The sequence below is a fragment of the Paenibacillus sp. 1001270B_150601_E10 genome, assembly GCF_015558675.1.
In the GTDB taxonomy this organism is placed as follows: Bacteria; Bacillota; Bacilli; order Paenibacillales; family Paenibacillaceae; genus Paenibacillus_B.
Map to the genome: position 1 here is coordinate 961,848 of NZ_JADMOL010000001.1, position 16,959 is coordinate 978,806.

The 16,959-nt window shown below is 47.3% G+C and carries 13 protein-coding genes; 7 read left to right on the forward strand and 6 right to left on the reverse strand.

Annotation, left to right across the window (positions count from 1 at the left end; genetic code table 11):
• The first annotated feature begins 7 nt into the window (after positions 1–7).
• From I2H74_RS24460 to I2H74_RS04405, 4 genes are all read left to right on the forward strand, one after another.
• Positions 8–982 (forward strand): ABC transporter permease, encoded by a 975-nt coding sequence (locus tag I2H74_RS24460; RefSeq protein WP_229106324.1) that lies wholly within the window; start codon positions 8–10, stop codon positions 980–982.
• A 106-nt stretch (positions 983–1,088) separates the two neighbouring features.
• Positions 1,089–1,715: a TetR/AcrR family transcriptional regulator gene (locus I2H74_RS04395; RefSeq protein WP_195571945.1), complete on the forward strand. Its 627-nt coding sequence runs from the start codon at positions 1,089–1,091 to the stop codon at positions 1,713–1,715.
• 387 nt (positions 1,716–2,102) lie between these two features.
• Positions 2,103–3,254 (forward strand): sporulation protein YhbH, encoded by a 1,152-nt coding sequence (gene yhbH, locus I2H74_RS04400; RefSeq protein ID WP_195571946.1) that lies wholly within the window; start codon positions 2,103–2,105, stop codon positions 3,252–3,254.
• Between the two features lie 250 nt (positions 3,255–3,504).
• Positions 3,505–5,523 (forward strand): alpha/beta hydrolase family protein, encoded by a 2,019-nt coding sequence (locus I2H74_RS04405; protein ID WP_195571947.1) that lies wholly within the window; start codon positions 3,505–3,507, stop codon positions 5,521–5,523.
• Between the two features lie 108 nt (positions 5,524–5,631).
• On the opposite strand, the gene I2H74_RS04410 is transcribed toward I2H74_RS04405, so the two are convergent.
• The 4 genes from I2H74_RS04410 to I2H74_RS04425 all read right to left on the reverse strand — a co-directional run bounded on the left by I2H74_RS04410 (position 5,632) and on the right by I2H74_RS04425 (position 10,225).
• Entirely contained in the window at positions 5,632–6,120 is a 489-nt protein-coding gene (locus tag I2H74_RS04410) for a hypothetical protein (RefSeq protein ID WP_195571948.1), read from the reverse strand.
• Complete coding sequence (locus I2H74_RS04415) at positions 6,120–6,926, reverse strand: DUF3100 domain-containing protein (protein ID WP_195571949.1); 807 nt, start codon at positions 6,924–6,926, stop codon at positions 6,120–6,122. Before I2H74_RS04415 ends, I2H74_RS04410 begins: the two co-directional genes overlap by 1 nt.
• A gap of 42 nt (positions 6,927–6,968) precedes the next feature.
• Entirely contained in the window at positions 6,969–8,228 is a 1,260-nt protein-coding gene (locus I2H74_RS04420; RefSeq protein WP_195571950.1) for a M20/M25/M40 family metallo-hydrolase, read from the reverse strand.
• Between the two features lie 344 nt (positions 8,229–8,572).
• Positions 8,573–10,225 (reverse strand): hydroxysqualene dehydroxylase, encoded by a 1,653-nt coding sequence (locus I2H74_RS04425; RefSeq protein ID WP_195571951.1) that lies wholly within the window; start codon positions 10,223–10,225, stop codon positions 8,573–8,575.
• Positions 10,226–10,573: 348 nt separating this feature from the next.
• On the opposite strand from I2H74_RS04425, the gene I2H74_RS04430 reads away from it, so the two are divergent.
• Positions 10,574–11,362 (forward strand): helix-turn-helix domain-containing protein, encoded by a 789-nt coding sequence (locus tag I2H74_RS04430; RefSeq protein ID WP_195571952.1) that lies wholly within the window; start codon positions 10,574–10,576, stop codon positions 11,360–11,362.
• Between the two features lie 134 nt (positions 11,363–11,496).
• Positions 11,497–12,957: a SpoVR family protein gene (locus I2H74_RS04435; protein ID WP_195571953.1), complete on the forward strand. Its 1,461-nt coding sequence runs from the start codon at positions 11,497–11,499 to the stop codon at positions 12,955–12,957.
• A 101-nt stretch (positions 12,958–13,058) separates the two neighbouring features.
• Here the strand turns inward: I2H74_RS04435 and I2H74_RS04440 are convergent, their stop codons facing one another.
• Positions 13,059–13,628 carry a class I SAM-dependent methyltransferase gene (locus I2H74_RS04440; RefSeq protein WP_195572139.1) on the reverse strand — a complete coding sequence of 190 codons (570 nt, stop codon included), beginning with the start codon at positions 13,626–13,628 and terminating at the stop codon, positions 13,059–13,061.
• A gap of 400 nt (positions 13,629–14,028) precedes the next feature.
• Here I2H74_RS04440 and I2H74_RS04445 point away from each other — a divergent pair, with 400 nt between their 5' ends.
• The gene (locus tag I2H74_RS04445) at positions 14,029–15,990 is read left to right on the forward strand and encodes a heavy metal translocating P-type ATPase (RefSeq protein ID WP_229106325.1); all 1,962 of its coding nucleotides are present in this window, start codon (positions 14,029–14,031) and stop codon (positions 15,988–15,990) included.
• Between the two features lie 207 nt (positions 15,991–16,197).
• Here I2H74_RS04445 and I2H74_RS04450 read toward each other — a convergent pair whose 3' ends face one another.
• Positions 16,198–16,947, reverse strand: a complete 750-nt coding sequence (locus tag I2H74_RS04450; protein WP_195571954.1) for an amino acid ABC transporter ATP-binding protein — start codon at positions 16,945–16,947, stop codon at positions 16,198–16,200.
• Positions 16,948–16,959: the final 12 nt, after the last annotated feature.

The following is a 16,959-nucleotide window of genomic DNA, read 5'->3' on the forward strand; positions in this document are numbered from 1 at the left end:
GAGTGCAATGTTCGGTTCCTATACTCCATTTGAACAAAAGGATATCGATAAGCTAAACAAGATTGAACATGTAACAGAAGTTCAAAAAGGCCTGAACATGATGGCTCTAGGCACGAATATGATTCAATACGAGGAGGAAACGAGCCAAGTTCTTATGGTGTCCACCCTCTCGGAGAATGTAACAGAATCCAATATTCTAAAGGGCATCTATCCGAAGAAAAATGAGATTCTTGTCAGCGAAGCCGTTGAGAAGGATCTCGGCGGCGATATCATCGGTAAAGAAGTTACAGTTACGCTGAAGCTCAATGATCATACGTATCAGGCTCCATTTACGATAAGCGGCATTTATACAACAGGCAGCAACTTCGAAGGAACCTCGAACATGCAGATCATGTATGCCAATTATGACGATATTGAGGCCATCGGGAAGGAACATAACGTTGAAGTCCAACCTTCAACATTGTATCTAATCAGTGATCATGTGGATAACACGGACAGCATCCGCAGCAAAGTATCCGAGCTCGGATACCGCGGCTCTGCTCAAGAGATGATGGCAGATATGTTCCTCACCATGCTCGATATGCTGTCATATGTGCTTGCCGCTATCGCAGCGATCTCACTTGTCGTATCCGCAATTATGATTCTAGTCGTACTCTACATCAGCGTTGTGGAAAGAACGAAAGAGATCGGGGTATTGAAAGCCATCGGTGCCCGCTCCAAGGACATTCGCCGGATATTTGTATCCGAGTCCTTCCTCATCGGTCTACTTAGCGGGACCATAGGTGTGGCTATCGCCTTGGTTGCAATGGCTGTCATCAATCCGATCACGACTAATCTGTTCAGCTTTGATCTCGTTGTAATTGAACCAACCTATATGATCGCAGGCATCCTGATCAGTATTCTTATCAGTATGGCTGCAGGCATCATTCCTGCTGGAATGGCTGCCAAGCTTGATCCAGTTGAATCCTTGCGCAGAGAATAGCACTATAGGGGATGGGAAGTTGTCTTATAGACAGCTCCTCTTCCCTTTTATGTTATGATAATGTTTGTCTCTATGGACAATCCTATGATGAAGAGGAGGTTCCTCCATGCCAAGTCAAACCTTCTTTAACTTGCCACCTGAGAAGCAGCAGACGATCATGCATGTTTCACGGAAGGAATTCAGCCAGTATACGTTTCATGAAGCCTCCATTAATCGCATCATTAAAGAGGCGCAAATTTCACGCGGCAGCTTCTACATGTATTTTGAGAATAAGGAGGATCTATTCCTCTATATTATGAATGCATATCAGGCGAAGATCATGAAGCCGTTGTTCAAGCAGCTGCAGCATGAGAACTTCGACCCCTATCTCTTTCTATTGCTTATCTTCGATCAGTTAACCTCCGGTGAAGGATTCGAGGAGGACAAAGAGCTGTTTATCGGCACTGTGAAAAAAATGAACATGGAAATTGCAAGTCATCTCCTAAACTTTATGGATCCTGAAGAGCTGAAGAAGCAGACCTGCTTGATCAATAAAATCGGTCATGACTCCGTGCTCAATATCGCCTGCAAGGAGCAAGCGCGAAACTTTCTAGAGCTTTTAAAGAACATGCTCATTTCATCCATCATGTCCGTTTTCTCTGGTGTTTGTCCGATTGAGCGGGCTAGAAAAGATCTAGAGATTCGCATACAGATCGTCCGTTATGGCATTGAGAATTTAGCGAGCAAGGCTTAATGATTGTCGAGCTTCATTAAAGCTCAACGGCAAAGTATCTTAAACTCACGAATGATTCTGCCAAGCCTCATTAATGCTCCTGCCATATGAAGCAACCTATTCTTTACTCTTCTCTAATAAAATTAGACAATAACAGCCGCCTTCGGGTGGCTTTTTTTATTTGCAATCTCCCATCATTATTAAAGATTTACTCGTCCTGATTGGGTGCCCCACTCAGTCCAAGTACATAACCGCATAGCGGCTGAATATATTGAAATATGAACGCCTGTTGTCTTACGAACGTCCTGAGTCGTTGTCTATGACTTATTGCCTGCATGCGCTTCGGACTCTGTCATAAGCAGAGAGTGAAAACAAGCGATCGCTTCTTGGATGCTGGAGGTGTTAAGAATGAACCGCAATTCCTTTATCGTCTCACGTGAAGATTGGTCATTGCATCGGAAGGGCTATCAGGATCAAGCACGCCATCAGCAGAAGGTCCGCGATGCCATCAAGCAGAATCTTCCTGATCTTGTGACCGAGGAAAATATTATTATGTCTGACGGCAAGCAGATCATTAAAGTACCCATTCGAAGCTTGGATGAATTCCGATTTATGTATAATTTCAATAAGAAAAAGCATGTGGGTCAAGGAGATGGTGACAGTCAGGTTGGCGATGTGCTTGGAACCGATAGCCAGGCTCAAGGTCCAGGCAAAGGCCAAAAGGCTGGAGATCAGCCCGGCGCGGATGTCGTAGAAGCGGAAATCAGTATCGCTGAACTTGAAAGTATGCTATTTGACGAGTTGGAGCTTCCGAATCTTAAGCAAAAGGATAAGGACCAGCTTGAGGTAACCGACATTCGCTTCAATGATATACGCAAGAAGGGCATCATGTCGAACATCGATAAGAAACGAACAATCCTGGAGAATTTACGACGGAACGCGCTGACAGGCAAGCCCGGCATACATGGCATTTCCCCGGACGATCTTCGATTCAAAACATGGGAAGAGATCGTCAAACCGCATTCGAATGCGGTCATTATCGCCATGATGGACACATCCGGATCCATGGGTTCCTTTGAAAAGTACTGCGCCCGCAGCTTCTTCTTCTGGATGACACGCTTTCTACGGCGCCAGTATGAAAAGGTGGAAATCGTATTTATTGCCCATCATACCGAGGCCAAGGAGGTATCGGAGGAGGATTTCTTCACTCGCGGCGAGAGCGGCGGTACGATCTGCTCCTCGGCCTATATGAAGGCGCTTGAGATCATTGACCGCCGTTACCCGCCATCAAGCTATAATATTTACCCGTTCCACTTCTCGGACGGGGATAATCTAACCAGCGACAATGAGCGCTGCGTCAAGCTGATCGGCGAGCTGCTGAAGCGAGCCAATATGTTTGGCTATGGCGAAGTGAATCAGTACAATCGCAGCAGCACCTTAATGTCTGCGTATCGCAACATTAAGATGCCTGACTTTATGTACTATGTCATCAAGGAGAAAGCGGAAGTCTACCGCGCCCTGAAGCACTTCTTTAAGAAGCAGACGGCAGGAGTGAAATAACGAAGTACTCTTCTCTTTGTTATGAAAAATAAAAAACAACACACAGTAAACTCATTTGCACAAGGAACATGTTTGCGCCAGAAGAATGGCGAAACAGTGTCTTGTGCTTTTCATTATGACCAGCAGCAGAGGGAATGAACTTCGATAACGGCACATCCTCCCCTGCTTGCCCCCTTTTCAATATTGGATTAACATGGATATTAGCAGCATTTATCTTTTTATCCAACATGAATGAAGGAGTGAACGAAGCATGACGGACAAACGCGGCATCACCTCAGAGGATCTATTTAGGATCACGTGGGTAAGCGACCCTACGATCAGTACATATCACGGTCATCTGGCTTACATCTCTAAACAAGTCAACGAGAAACAGGATGGCTACAGCACTCATATACGCCTCTTGCAACCGGATACGATGGAGGATATCTCGTTCACCGCAGGCGAACAAGACCAATCTCCGGCATGGTCACCAGATGGCACGAAGCTGGCCTTTATCCGCAAGATCAAGGACAAGCCGCAAGTATGGCTTATGCCGGCTCTTGGCGGCGAAGCGATTCCCGTTACAAGCCTCTTACAGGGTGTAAGCCAATTTGAATGGTCCCCAGACGGCAAGGAAATGCTCCTTCGCGCGCAAGTCAACCCGAATGAGGATCCTGAGAACGATTCAGAAGCGGCTGCGAAGGATGGCCAAGAAGACAAGAAGTCCAAACAAAAAGCGATTGTTATCGATCGCATTCGATACAAAACCGATGCTGGAGGTCTATGGAACGGCAAGCGCAGTCATTTGTTCCTCTATAACCTTGAGACGAAGCAAGTGGAAAGCCTAACCTCGGGAGATTACGATATCGGAGATTATGCCTGGTCTCCAGATGGCCAGCATATCGCCTTCCTTTCTAAGATCGCTGAAGAACAAGAAACTCAGCATGATCTTGATCTAAAGAGTACCAATGATCTCTTTGTTATGGATCGCCAAGGGAAGCATGTTCACAAGCTGACCGATTCGAGCATGGGAGTTTATGCATTCACCTTCTCTCCTGATGGCAAGAAGATCGCCTTCCACGGAAGCGATCGTTCCTATCATAACGCGACTCAAGCAAGACTATATACGATCCCTGTAGAGGGCGGACAAGTGACCTGCCTTAGCCCAATGGTGGATCGCCCCCTTGGACACTATGCGGTGAGCGATATGAGATCGCACCTTAAGACGACAGGTCCTGTATACAGCAAGGACGGCGCTGTATTATACAGCTTGATCTCCAAAGACGGCAGCGTTCAGCTCGCTTCCTTTGCAGTGGATGGCAGCGGGATGGAGATGCTCACAGAAGGTGCCCGCGAGGTCTATCAATTTGCCCTTCTGGATTCCGATACTTTCATCTTGGCATCCGCCGATCCGCTTCATCCCGGCGAGCTGTATCGCTACCGTCTCAGCAGCCGTGAGATGACTCCGCTCACACGCTGCAATGACGAGCTGTGGGACGAGGTCGAGCTCAGCACGCCAGAGACCTTTACTTTTACAGCAAGTGATGGCGAAGAGATTCAAGGCTGGATCATGAAGCCTATTGGCTTAAACGAAGGTCAGAAGGTGCCTACGGTGCTTGAAGTTCACGGCGGCCCTCACATGATGTATGCCAACACCTTCATGCATGAGTTCCAACTGCTTGCTTCCCGCGGTTATGCGGTCGTATACTGCAATCCTCGCGGCGGTCATGGCTACGGCCAGCTATTCGTCAACACCGTACGCGGCGATTACGGCGGACGGGATTATCTGGACGTGATGGAGCTCATGGATTATGCGATTAAAGCCTATGACTTTATCGATGACACAAGACTTGGCGTTACAGGCGGCAGCTACGGCGGCTTTATGACAAACTGGATCGTTGGACACACGAATCGCTTTAAAGCTGCCGTTACGCAGCGTTCGATCTCGAACTGGATCTCCTTCTACGGCGTCAGCGATATCGGCTTCCATTTTACCGAGGATCAGATTGGGGGCAACCCTTGGAATCACCTTGAGCTGTTGTGGAAGCATTCTCCGATTGCTTATGTCGAGCAAGTGGAAACGCCGCTCCTTATTCTTCATGGAGAGCAGGATCTTCGCTGCCCAATCGAGCAGGCAGAGCAGCTGTTCATCGCGCTTAAGCGGCTTGGAAAAGAAACGAGATTTGTCCGTTTCCCGAACTCCAACCACGAGCTGTCCCGAGGCGGACATCCAGGACTTCGCATACAGCGCTTGGAGCAAATCGCGGGATGGTTCGATACGCATTTGTAATGGCCTTTAGAAGTATTCAATAGGAGTTGAGCACTGAGCCGCTCCAATCAAAAAAGCCCTCTATCGTCATCCATATCGGAAGCGAGAAGAGGGCTTTTCCCTGTTATATTATTTACCCATGATGGTGAGACCAATCTCGGATATAATCGCACTGCCAAGATAAGTTCCTAAGAACACAAAGATTGCAACGATACCTACGCGCCAGGACGTACGTCTCAAATCAACAAGACGGTCCGCAACGGAAATCCCGGCAAATGTAAGCACTGGCGTAGTAATGGACAAGAAGTCAACAGCTGAAATCGCTTGGATTGGGAAATCAAATAGCAAGCAGAAGACCAATGAAATAATCGATACCCAGCCTAGAACCGGAAAGTCCTGAAGCACACGAATCGGCACCTTTTTCATCAGATCCGATATCAGAACCCCTGCAAAGGCAAACGTCCAGAGCGTAATCAAGCCATAAATGGTCATCGCCGTAATCGGTGTGGCCTCATCGCCGTTAAACCAAATCTTAACCTGCTGTGTGAACAAAATCAGACCAATGCTGAGCAGCAGAACAAGCGCATATTTGAGATATTTATTCATGTTCGTTTCCATTATTGTTTACCCCGCTTCACCATCTTGTTGTACATGAATTTTTGCAGCGGCACGGCAAGGAATACCATCGTATACGTGCCAAGGAAGCTTGTCAGCAGTTGACTCGCAGCGGCATACCCGCGGATGGTATCTGCCTTCTCCGGAATTTGAGCGATAAGAGCGGAAGAAGCCGCCGTCATCATACTGGCAGAGCCTACACCCGAAGACATCGCGAGCGCCTCAACACTGAAGCCAAGACCTAGAAGCAGTGGCGCAATGATACTGAAGATAATGGTTCCGAACAATGTACCAATAATGTAAAGCGACAATACACCGCGTCCTTCATCCGAATTAAGCGTGTATTTTTCGGATATATAAGCAAGCTCCCCCTCACGACCAATACCAAGCGTTGCCCCAATGGCTTCGCGACGAAGTCCAATGAGAATCGCAACTGGCAGACCAAGCAGAACCGTGCCCAGGTTACCGAACTCTTGAAAAATAAATACCCAGCCGATGGACAAAATTTCTTTGATCTTTGGCGCAACGTCAGCACCATAGCGAGCCATAAGCGGCAGCATGATAAAGATCAGATATTTCCCTGCAAACGACACGTTGAATTCGTTATATACGCGCTTCAAGACCCCTTTGCGGAATATCTTCATGCCGAGTATCATCGTAATGATGATCGCGAATACGAGTGGCAATAATCCAATCTTGAACGAGCCGATGGTGACCGATTGATAGCCGATTCCTTCTGCAGCTGCAATGACAAGCAGTGCGAAGACCAAAAATAGTACAAAATTCAGAACTTTCCCCTTGTCCTTCATGACTGTGATCTCTGTCCCCTCTTTTTCATCATGGTGTGATGACTAGTTGTTTGCGATTGATTGAATGAGCTGTGCGTACTCTTCATATGAACGCTTGTACAGTTTGCTTCTATCCAGCTTTCCGTTCATCTGCTCTAGAACCTGAAGCAGATAGCGCGGGAAGATCTCGAACAAGTACTCTGGGTCGATATCTCTGAAATCATCGCCATGAATCGTACCCGTAAACCCGCTGTGACCGATCTGAATGCATGGAATCATGTAGGACAAATCGCCGATATCTCCTGCAGCACTGATTGCATTGTTATTCCAAATATCTTCAATCTCCTCATTCTCGTGGAATGCTTGGATGGCGAACTCAGACAAGTAACGATCCTGAACAAATGGCAGATAGCCCATTTGCGTATCGATATCGACTTCGCCTTGGAGTGCAAGCGCGCTGCCTCGAGCCGCATCATCAAGGCGCGATGCAACCTCCTGCATATACTCTACGGATTGCGTACGAAGATCCGTGCCAACCGTAATCCAGTTAGGGATAACATTGGTGGACATATCCGTTCCCATTACAATTGGATTAATTCGAACCATTTCACTGTCCTTCAGCTGCTGACGGCTAAGTCCAACAGCTGTATTGAACAACGTTGACATGCTGTATGCGTTGTGCGCAGAGAACGGATCAAAGCCCGCATGCGTCGCTTTTCCTTTAAAGGTGTACTTCTTATATAGGAAGCCTGCAAGGTTGCAGTTCACTTCAATCGTACGGCGCTCGAACTCATTGCCGATGGCATGGACACAAATCCCAACATCGACCCCGTCGAATACGCCAAGCTTCATCGCTTCTGGCTTACCGCCGTAATACGAGATCACATTCTGCTGAAGCAGCTCATCGCGGTATTTCAAATCCAAATACTCTTCAGCTGGAACAAACACAAAGGTAAGCGTATAGTCAAACGCTTCATAGCGCTTCGTCTCGTAAAGAACCTTGTACAAGGCAAGTGCGATCGCGACTTGTGTATAGTGACCACAGTTGTGCGCGGCACCCGTTTCTTTATCAGCGTGCCAATGGGTCGGCGCATATACCGCATCCAGCTCAGCAATAAATGCCACATTGAGCGGCTTCCCTTTGCCTAGAACGGTCTTCATTCCTGTCGTGCTGAACTCCTCAATCTCAATCTCAGGGTTCACTTTCCGAAGAAAGGAAGCTACGGTTTCTTTCGTCTTTTGCTCCTTGTACCCGAGTTCTGGGTTGTCAAAAATGGTACGTGCGATGTGAAGGATCTCTTCGTATTGGGTTTTAAAATTCATAAGTCTGGATCCTCTTTTCTCTATTTTTTATAGAATCAAATGAAAACTTTTAAATAAGCAATAATCACTTTCCGATTTACATATTAACGATTTTAGGTACATTTCGTCAATGTTTTTTGATCAAATGCAAACATTTTACACAATAAAATTAAATAACGTACGGATTTAGCTATAATATCTTTTACACTTCTTTCCTTCTTTGTTTGATAAATGGGCAAGAAAAGTGAAAATAACTGCCTTTTATTCTTACAAAAAAAGCCTAAGAACATGCATAAAAATGCACATCCTTAGGCTCATTCTCTCTTTATCCATTCCCTTCATCAAAGTTAAAGGCACGGTAAGGTTCATCCCACGATTTTACCATTCCACGGCAAGCCACGCTCGTAGCGATTCTCATCATTCGCCCTCCATGCCTTGAGTAGATCAAAATCATACATATCCCAGATCTTGCAAGGTGGCTCATCAATCTTATAATGTTCAAGGATCGCATTGACAGCACGGCGAGCTGCTTCATTTGCTCCCTCCATAGTGGCAAGGTCCGTATTCGTTCTGACATAATCAGAAGCCAGATACAAGTTTGGAATCCGCGTATAAGCATTTGGTCTCATGTCCCACGTATGTACGCGGTTTACGAGCAGCGGCTCCATATTTACAGATTCATGAGGGTTTGGAAAATGAATATCCTCATCCAGATACCATTCCACCACCATCTCATCACGCAGCACCTCTTTGCCTGCTTGGTTGAAGCTTCGCTTCAGCTGTTCCCATACCTCTTCACGTATTTCTTCCCTCGTGCAATTCATCGCTGGCTTATTGTATAGAATGCCTGGCGCCTCCCAATCCGACACATCCACGGATATTACCCCGCGTACCGATCCATCCCCATATTCACTTAACGGATAGTTATTCCAGAACTGCTGCTGTGAAATGAGGGTCAGGGCCCACGGACTGTCCATACAAATAATGTGCCCGTGAATAAGCGGAACATCCTCTGACAGATAGAACTGCACACCATTCATCCATTCAACAGATTCACTTAAAGGAATCAACTGGCCAAGGAGCGGGTCGGCATGAATCATATCCTGATTCACGAGCTTTGCCATGACTTCTACCGGGAGAGCGAATATATAGCAATCGCCTCTAATGAGCTCCGTCTGTCCAGAACGCTCCACAGTCACCCCGGCCACCTCGCCATCCTTCATATGTATCGAAGTGACCCTTGCTTCGTTGTAGATCTCCACCCCATTCGCAGTCAGATGACGATGCCACGGCTCAATCCAGACATCATTCGTTGGTCCATCCAGCAAGCGATCCGCACTTCCTCCAGGCGTCACCATATCCAGCATGAGAGTGGCTCCTACCGTTCCAATCGTACAAGCATTCGCTTCTTTCGCCTTCGCTGCCACAAGGATGCGTGACAGCCCTGCGAAGACTTGGCGAAACTGCTCGGACTGCTTATCTGCCTCGATGTAGTCCCACCAGGAGATGCGCTGATAATCAAGAAGCCTTCGAATATCGCTGCTCGTCATCATCTGCCACAGACGCTCCACATAATGCTCTACATCCTGCTTGCTTAAGCCAAGATCGTTGTCAAACAAAGACGTAAGCAGCATCTTCCAATCATGGATCGTGGTCGGGAATTCCGTAACAAACGGCAGCATCGGCCTATCAAAAAAAGCAAGTCCCAGATTCGTACCCTCAATTAAATTATCAAATACTCCCCGCTTGTTATAGTTATACGGAATCCTCTTCATTGTATCGGTGACGTGCTTATAGAACTTCGGGAAGAAGCGGAAGCCATGCTCGCTCGGCAGATCCTTGCGTCCCTTCGTACCGCTTCCCTCCACCGTCATGCTGCGCGCCTTGCCGCCAAGTATGGACTTCGCTTCATAGACGCTGACTTCAAATCCTCGCTCCATGAGCTCATGAGCAGCGCTTAATCCTGCAACCCCACCCCCAAGCACGATAACCTTTGGTCTGTCTTTACCGTTTTTCACCCTAATGCCCCCTGTTATTTTAAAATCAATAGGTCAATTCTTCCAATTGCTATCATACGATATACCCAACAAAAAGTGTCAACATTCTTCAATTTTCTCTATAAAAATTTGTTGAATGCCGTCGATTAAATTCCATGAAGGCAACTCATGTTTCTGCTTTATCATTGATCTTCATTCTCGATCCTTTGTGATGTTCATAGCACCTAACAAAGCAAATAATGGCTGCAAAATAGCGTTTGCAACCTCTAGTTGACAAGATGCAATCGCAAGTTGGTAGTGTAATGGATGCTTTTTTGGTTAAATGACGATAAAGTTAAATTCAAATAAAAGGATTGGGATGATGTGGAAATGGGATTTAATGAAAAACTGGTGCAGCTGAGAAAAGAAAGAGGAATGACACAAGAAAGTTTGGCGGATCTATTGAAGGTGTCAAGACAGGCTATATCGAAATGGGAAAGCGGTCAGTCATACCCTGAGATGGATAAACTGATCGCGCTAAGTGAATTGTATGGGGTAACCCTTGACAGCCTTGTAAAAGATCAGGACGTTCAAAAAGATTCTCACAACACGATTAGTGAACCTTATTGGATGAGTAGAGGACATTATTATGAATATAAAAGCCAAATCACATGGTTTGGACTTCCACTTATCCACGTTCATATCGGAAGAGGATTTAAAAAGGCAAAAGGCATCATTGCTGTAGGCAATATTGCCACTGGAATTCTTTCTGTCGGCCTAGTGGCAAACGGCCTTATTTCATTGGGTTTGATCAGCATCGGGCTCATAGGTATTGGTTCTATCTCGATTGGACTCTTGTTTTCATTAGCAGCTGTTTCCATTGGTACATTCTCCGTAGGCGCAGTCGCTATTGGCATATTCAGTTTAGGCGCACTTTCAATTGGAATGTATTCTGTTGGGGCTTGTGCCATTGCTTCACATTTAGCGATTGGTGATTATGCCTATGCGCATATTGCTATTGGACGGGTCGCCAAAGGAGCGATTGCAATCATTGACGAATCTCCCAATCACGATTTTAGCTTAATCCAAGCAAATGAGGTCAGACGAACCATTTACTCCATTTATCCAAATACGTGGAAGTGGATCGTTGAAATGATGACTGCTATATTTAGAAATTAACAGCTTGCTTGCTATTGAGTGTTACCCTTTTATCTTTGATGAATGGCTTAAATAAAGGAGGACCAATACATATCCCACCCCGCTCATCCATACATATGGTAGAGACACGATTTTTCGCTCGGGGGTGATGAAGGATGAATCAAGATGAGATACGAGAGCTGGAAAGAGCCATCGATGAGATCACGGAGATCGCAACAGGCTTCGGTCTGGACTTCTATCCGATGCGCTACGAGATATGCCCGGCCGATATTATTTACACCTTCGGTGCTTATGGCATGCCAACCCGCTTCCATCACTGGAGCTTTGGAAAGACCTTCAATAAAATGAAGATGCAGTATGACTTTGGCTTAAGCAAGATTTATGAGCTTGTCATCAACTCCGATCCTTGCTACGCGTTTCTGCTAGACGGCAACTCCTTGATTCAAAATAAGCTGATCGTGGCGCATGTTCTCGCCCACTGCGACTTTTTCAAAAACAATGCGCGCTTCATGAACACCAATCGCAATATGGTAGAGAGCATGTCTGCGACTGCCGAGCGGATCTCCAGCTATGAGCTGGAGTATGGCACCCAAGCCGTTGAAAGCTTTATTGACGCTGTGCTTGCTATTCAAGAACACGTCGATCCACAGCTCATTCATCCGCGCAAGCTTGATAAGCAGCGCTATATGGAGTTGAAGATTCAAGAATTAAAGGGGAATCAGGGGCCAGGTCCCGAAGGACCTTATGATGATTTGCTGTCCCTCGAGGAGAACCGACGAAAAGGCAAGTCACAAGGGATCACCGATCAGTTCGACTATACGTTCCCGCCTGAGCCGGAAAAAGATATCGTCTGGTTCATTCAAGAGTTCTCTACCGTGCTGGAGGACTGGCAGCGAGACATTATGACGATGCTCCGCGATGAGATGCTCTACTTCTGGCCGCAAATGGAAACGAAGATCATGAATGAAGGCTGGGCATCGTATTGGCATCAGCGCATCATTCGCGAGCTAGAGCTGACAAGCGATGAGACGATCGAATTTGCAAAGCTGAACTCCTCTGTTGTACAGCCATCCCGCCACAGCTTGAATCCTTACTATTTGGGGCTTAAGATCTTCGAGGATATCGAGAAGCGCTGGGATAACCCCACGCAGCTTGAGCAGGAACGACTCGGTCGGCAGCCTGGCAAAGGACGGGAGAAGATTTTCGAGGTTAGAGAACTGGACTCGGATACGTCTTTCATTCGCAACTATCTGACGAAGGATCTGACTAGGGATCTGGATCTGTATGTATTTGAGAAAAAGGGACCAGAGTGGAAGATTACCGACAAATCGTGGGAGAATATCCGGGATCAGCTTGTGTATTCTCGGGTTAATGGAGGCTTTCCTTACATGGTCGTTCAGGACGGGGATTATCAGCGCACAGGGGAGCTGTACATCAAGCACAATTATGAGGGCATCGAGCTTGACCTGAAGTATTTGGAGCGTACCCTCCCCTATGTCTACACGCTGTGGGGCAAGACCGTTCATCTGGAGACATTAGTCGAGGAGAAGCCTGTGCTGTTCACTTACGATGGCAAGAAAGTGACACGAAAGTTTATATCATCGTCTGAAAAATAAATGAACAAAGCACCCTTATGGCCGAGAAATGGATAACAGCTATTCTTCTGTTATCTTCATTCCCAGGTGGGTGCTTTTTTTATTTTGCCGATTGCTGTCCGTTATTGAATCCCCTTATTCTTTCTACACACGTACACAAAGGCAGGAGGGAGATTCAACGGAACAAGACGGATGCGCTCTAGCTCAAAATGATGCTGAAGCAGACGCTTCATTTGTAGAGTATATTGAAATGCCACAAACCAGCCGCCAGGCTTCAGGGCATCCGCAACCTGCTCGACAATCGCTTCGCGAAGCTCTTGCTCAAAGTTAAAGAACGGCAAGCCGCTGATAATAGCATCAAGCTGTTCCACGCCTTGGTGCTGGATCAGCTTTACAAGATGACAGGCATTGGAGAAGCAAGGATATCCAGGATAAGCACGCTGCAGCTGGCTACGCATATGCTCATCTTTTTCAAATAAAAATACGCGCGTCCTCTGTCCTGCTTGGGATGCGATATGACGTGTAATGGCCCCAGTACCCGAGCCAAGCTCCGCAACTGCCGTCATCTCTTCCCAAGGAAGCTCGCCAACCATCCGATTGGCAAGGAATCGAGAGCTGGGAGAGACACTCCCTATTTCCTTCGGGTTATGTATGAATTTATTAAGAAACATCATATACGAGTTAAAAATCATGCCATTCGCCTCCTTCACTCTATTTTCTGCAAGGAGCCATCGACTCATTCATCAAAGGAGTGGATTAATGATATGTACCCGCTGCTTATTGCAACCACAGCATACAGCATGGAACCTCCATCTTGAACTCTGCATATGGTGTACGAATAACAATCGCAATCAATCTATAGCTGCCCACCCCAATTGATACCAATTCTCACCAAAAAAGGTATTCCAACGCTAAACAGACTGTGATATAATATAGGCAACTTTAAAAGTTTGCCCTGACCAAAAATTATGTGTCCATACAAAAAATGATATTCATTCTCAATCATGCTGTCCCTGCTTGCAGGGGCAGCATGAGTTATTTTAGGGGTAAAGACAATAACATTCATTCTCAATTAGAAAGGATGCGTAACATATGAAAACAACCAATACGAACATGGCAGCAGCAAGAACAGCACCTGCTCCCACAGCCAAATCTCCTCAGCAGAAGCCTGAAAAAAACGATCGATTGAAAGAAATGCTGCACAAATATCGGGAGCTGCTCCCCCCAATAGGAGCAGGACTCTTCACCCTGATCGCATGGATCACAAGCCACGGAAGCGACAGCATCGCGACGGCACTCTATATTGCCGCCTTTATCATCGGAGGCTTCCAGCAGGCGAAAGAGGGACTGGAGACGCTCGTCAAAGAGCGCGATCTGGACGTTAACCTGCTCATGATTCTCGCTGCCATCGGTGCTGGGTCTATTGGCTATTGGGCCGAGGGCGCCATTCTCATCTTTATCTTCTCCCTTAGCGGAGCCTTAGAGGAGATGACAATGGAGCGGAGCTCAAAGGATATTTCAGCTTTGATGGACCTGAAGCCTGAAACAGCAATTCGCATGGAGAATGGCATGGAAATCCAAGTGAATGCTACCGAGCTTCAGCTTGGAGATGTTATTGTTGTACGCAACGGGGAGCGCATTCCAGCTGACGGCGAAGTGATCGAGGGGCGTTCCTCTGTGGATCAAGCGTCTATAACTGGAGAAAGCATCCCTGTTGACAAGGCCGTAGGCGATGAAGTATTTGCAGGAACCTTAAATGGCGAGGGCGCCTTGTACATTAAAGTGACAGCTGCAAGTGAATCGTCGCTGTTTGCAAAGATCATCACCCTAGTGCAAGAAGCACAAAGCGAAATGCCGAAGTCGCAGCGATTTATGGAGAGCTTTGAACGAATCTACGCACGTGCTGTCCTCGGCGTTACGATTCTGCTCATTCTGCTTCCACCGTTGCTGCTCAGCTGGACGTGGGGAGAGGCTTCCTATAAAGCAATGGTATTCTTAGTTGTCGCATCGCCTTGTGCGCTCGTTGCCTCGATCATGCCGGCAATGCTGTCCGCAATATCAAACAGCGCAAGACGCGGGGTTCTGTTCAAGGGTGGCGCGCATCTGGAGAATCTGGCGAATGTGAAGGTTATTGCCTTTGATAAGACGGGCACATTGACGAAAGGCCGTCCGGAGGTGACCGATATTAAGGTATATCATGATATGTCCGAGGATCAGCTGCTCTCCCGTGCCGCTTCGGTCGAATCACTCACGAAGCACCCGCTGGCAAGGGCAATCGTATCCCTAGCGGAAACCCGTCAATTATTGATAGAGCGGCCAACAGACTTCCAAGCCATCACAGGCTGGGGCGTACAAGCGAATCTCGAGGGGGATGCTTGGTCGATTGGCAAGCCGGGCTGGTTCATGCAGCATGGACTGGAAGGGGCGATCCAGCATGATCTGCATCGACTGGAGCAGGAAGGCAAGACCGTTATTGTCATTTCGAAAAATAAATCTGTCGTAGGAATTATCGCGCTGCAGGATCAGATCCGATCGGAAACGAAAGCAGTCATGGCAAGACTTCATGCACTTGGTATTCAAACTGCCATGCTGACTGGCGATCAGGAGCGAACGGCTATCGCTATAGCTGAACAAGCAGGCATTGACCTCGTCTATGCCGAGCTATTGCCTGAAGAGAAACTTGATATCGTGAAGCAGCTGCAAAGTGAATACGGCAGTATTGCTATGGTCGGAGACGGCGTCAATGATGCACCTGCCCTTGCAGCCGCGAACGTAGGTATTGCAATGGGCGCGGCGGGTTCTGATGTTGCGCTCGAGACCGCGGACCTGGTCTTGATGAACGATGACCTGAACAAGATCGAGGGTGCCATTACATTAGGAAAACGCATGAAACGCGTCATTAAGCAAAATATGCTGTTCGCAAGCATCGTCATTATCAGCTTGATCTTATCCAACTTTATTAGCGGCATCCCTCTCCCGCTTGGGGTTGTCGGTCATGAGGGAAGCACGATACTCGTTATTCTGAACGGTTTACGTCTGTTAAGAAATGGATGATTCCCACTATAATGCTCAATATTCAGCGATCTAGATGGCTCTAAACTAAACAGTGTTTCCATTATTTATTTTGAACCTTGATAAGCGATATGGGATTTAAGCTCTGAGATACGTTATACGAATAAAGGGAACAAAAAAAGCTAGGCGTCCAGCCCAATGTGCTGGTTGCCTAGCTTCTTTTATTAGTCGACTGCATCCTATCGTGGATTAGTCTTCCTGCGCCAACTGGCGAAGGAAGCGCTGCGCACGCTCGGTCCGCGGCGAAGTAAAGAACGACTCCGGATCGCTCTCCTCGGCAATGACGCCATCGCTCATAAAGATCACGCGGTCCGCGACTTCACGCGCGAACTTCATTTCGTGCGTCACGACAATCATTGTCATCCCTTCTTCGGCAAGGGACTTCATCACCTTAAGCACCTCACCCACAAGCTCAGGATCAAGGGCTGAGGTCGGCTCATCGAACAGCATCAGGTCTGGCTGCATCGCATGCGCTCTTGCAATCGCAACACGCTGCTGCTGTCCGCCAGATAGCCGTGAAGGATGCTCGTCTTTCTTTTCGAGCAGTCCCACCTTCTTGAGAAGCCCCTCTGCATGTCGAACTGCTTCATCTCGTGACATCCCTTTGACGGTTCGAGGCGCTTCGATTACATTTTCGAGCACCGTCATATGCGGAAAGAGGTTAAAATGCTGGAATACCATTCCCGTATGCGTCCGAACTTGAGTCAGCGCCTGCTTGCGCTCCTTCTTGCTTGAGTTCGCACCCCAGTTGATGGTTCCAACCTTGATACGGCCGCCATCTGGGGTCTCAAGCCCATTCAGGCAGCGAAGCAGCGTGCTCTTGCCGGAGCCGCTTGGCCCAACCAAGACGACAATCTCGCCTTCCTTGACGCTAAGATTAATATTCTCAAGGACAACCTGCGATCCAAATATCTTTTTCAGCTCATGAACTTCAATCATGTTGTCTCCCCC

What these genes read in the sequence shown, in the direction of transcription:
- I2H74_RS24460 (WP_229106324.1), top strand. Translation starts at nt 8, where the DNA reads ATGTTCGGTTCCTATACTCCATTTGAACAAAAGGATATCGATAAGCTA.
- I2H74_RS04395 (WP_195571945.1), top strand. Translation starts at nt 1,089, where the DNA reads ATGCCAAGTCAAACCTTCTTTAACTTGCCACCTGAGAAGCAGCAGACG.
- yhbH (WP_195571946.1), top strand. Translation starts at nt 2,103, where the DNA reads ATGAACCGCAATTCCTTTATCGTCTCACGTGAAGATTGGTCATTGCAT.
- I2H74_RS04405 (WP_195571947.1), top strand. Translation starts at nt 3,505, where the DNA reads ATGACGGACAAACGCGGCATCACCTCAGAGGATCTATTTAGGATCACG.
- I2H74_RS04410 (WP_195571948.1), bottom strand. Translation starts at nt 6,120, where the DNA reads ATGGAAACGAACATGAATAAATATCTCAAATATGCGCTTGTTCTGCTG.
- I2H74_RS04415 (WP_195571949.1), bottom strand. Translation starts at nt 6,926, where the DNA reads ATGAAGGACAAGGGGAAAGTTCTGAATTTTGTACTATTTTTGGTCTTC.
- I2H74_RS04420 (WP_195571950.1), bottom strand. Translation starts at nt 8,228, where the DNA reads ATGAATTTTAAAACCCAATACGAAGAGATCCTTCACATCGCACGTACC.
- I2H74_RS04430 (WP_195571952.1), top strand. Translation starts at nt 10,574, where the DNA reads ATGGGATTTAATGAAAAACTGGTGCAGCTGAGAAAAGAAAGAGGAATG.
- I2H74_RS04435 (WP_195571953.1), top strand. Translation starts at nt 11,497, where the DNA reads ATGAATCAAGATGAGATACGAGAGCTGGAAAGAGCCATCGATGAGATC.
- I2H74_RS04440 (WP_195572139.1), bottom strand. Translation starts at nt 13,628, where the DNA reads ATGATTTTTAACTCGTATATGATGTTTCTTAATAAATTCATACATAAC.
- I2H74_RS04445 (WP_229106325.1), top strand. Translation starts at nt 14,029, where the DNA reads ATGAAAACAACCAATACGAACATGGCAGCAGCAAGAACAGCACCTGCT.
- I2H74_RS04450 (WP_195571954.1), bottom strand. Translation starts at nt 16,947, where the DNA reads ATGATTGAAGTTCATGAGCTGAAAAAGATATTTGGATCGCAGGTTGTC.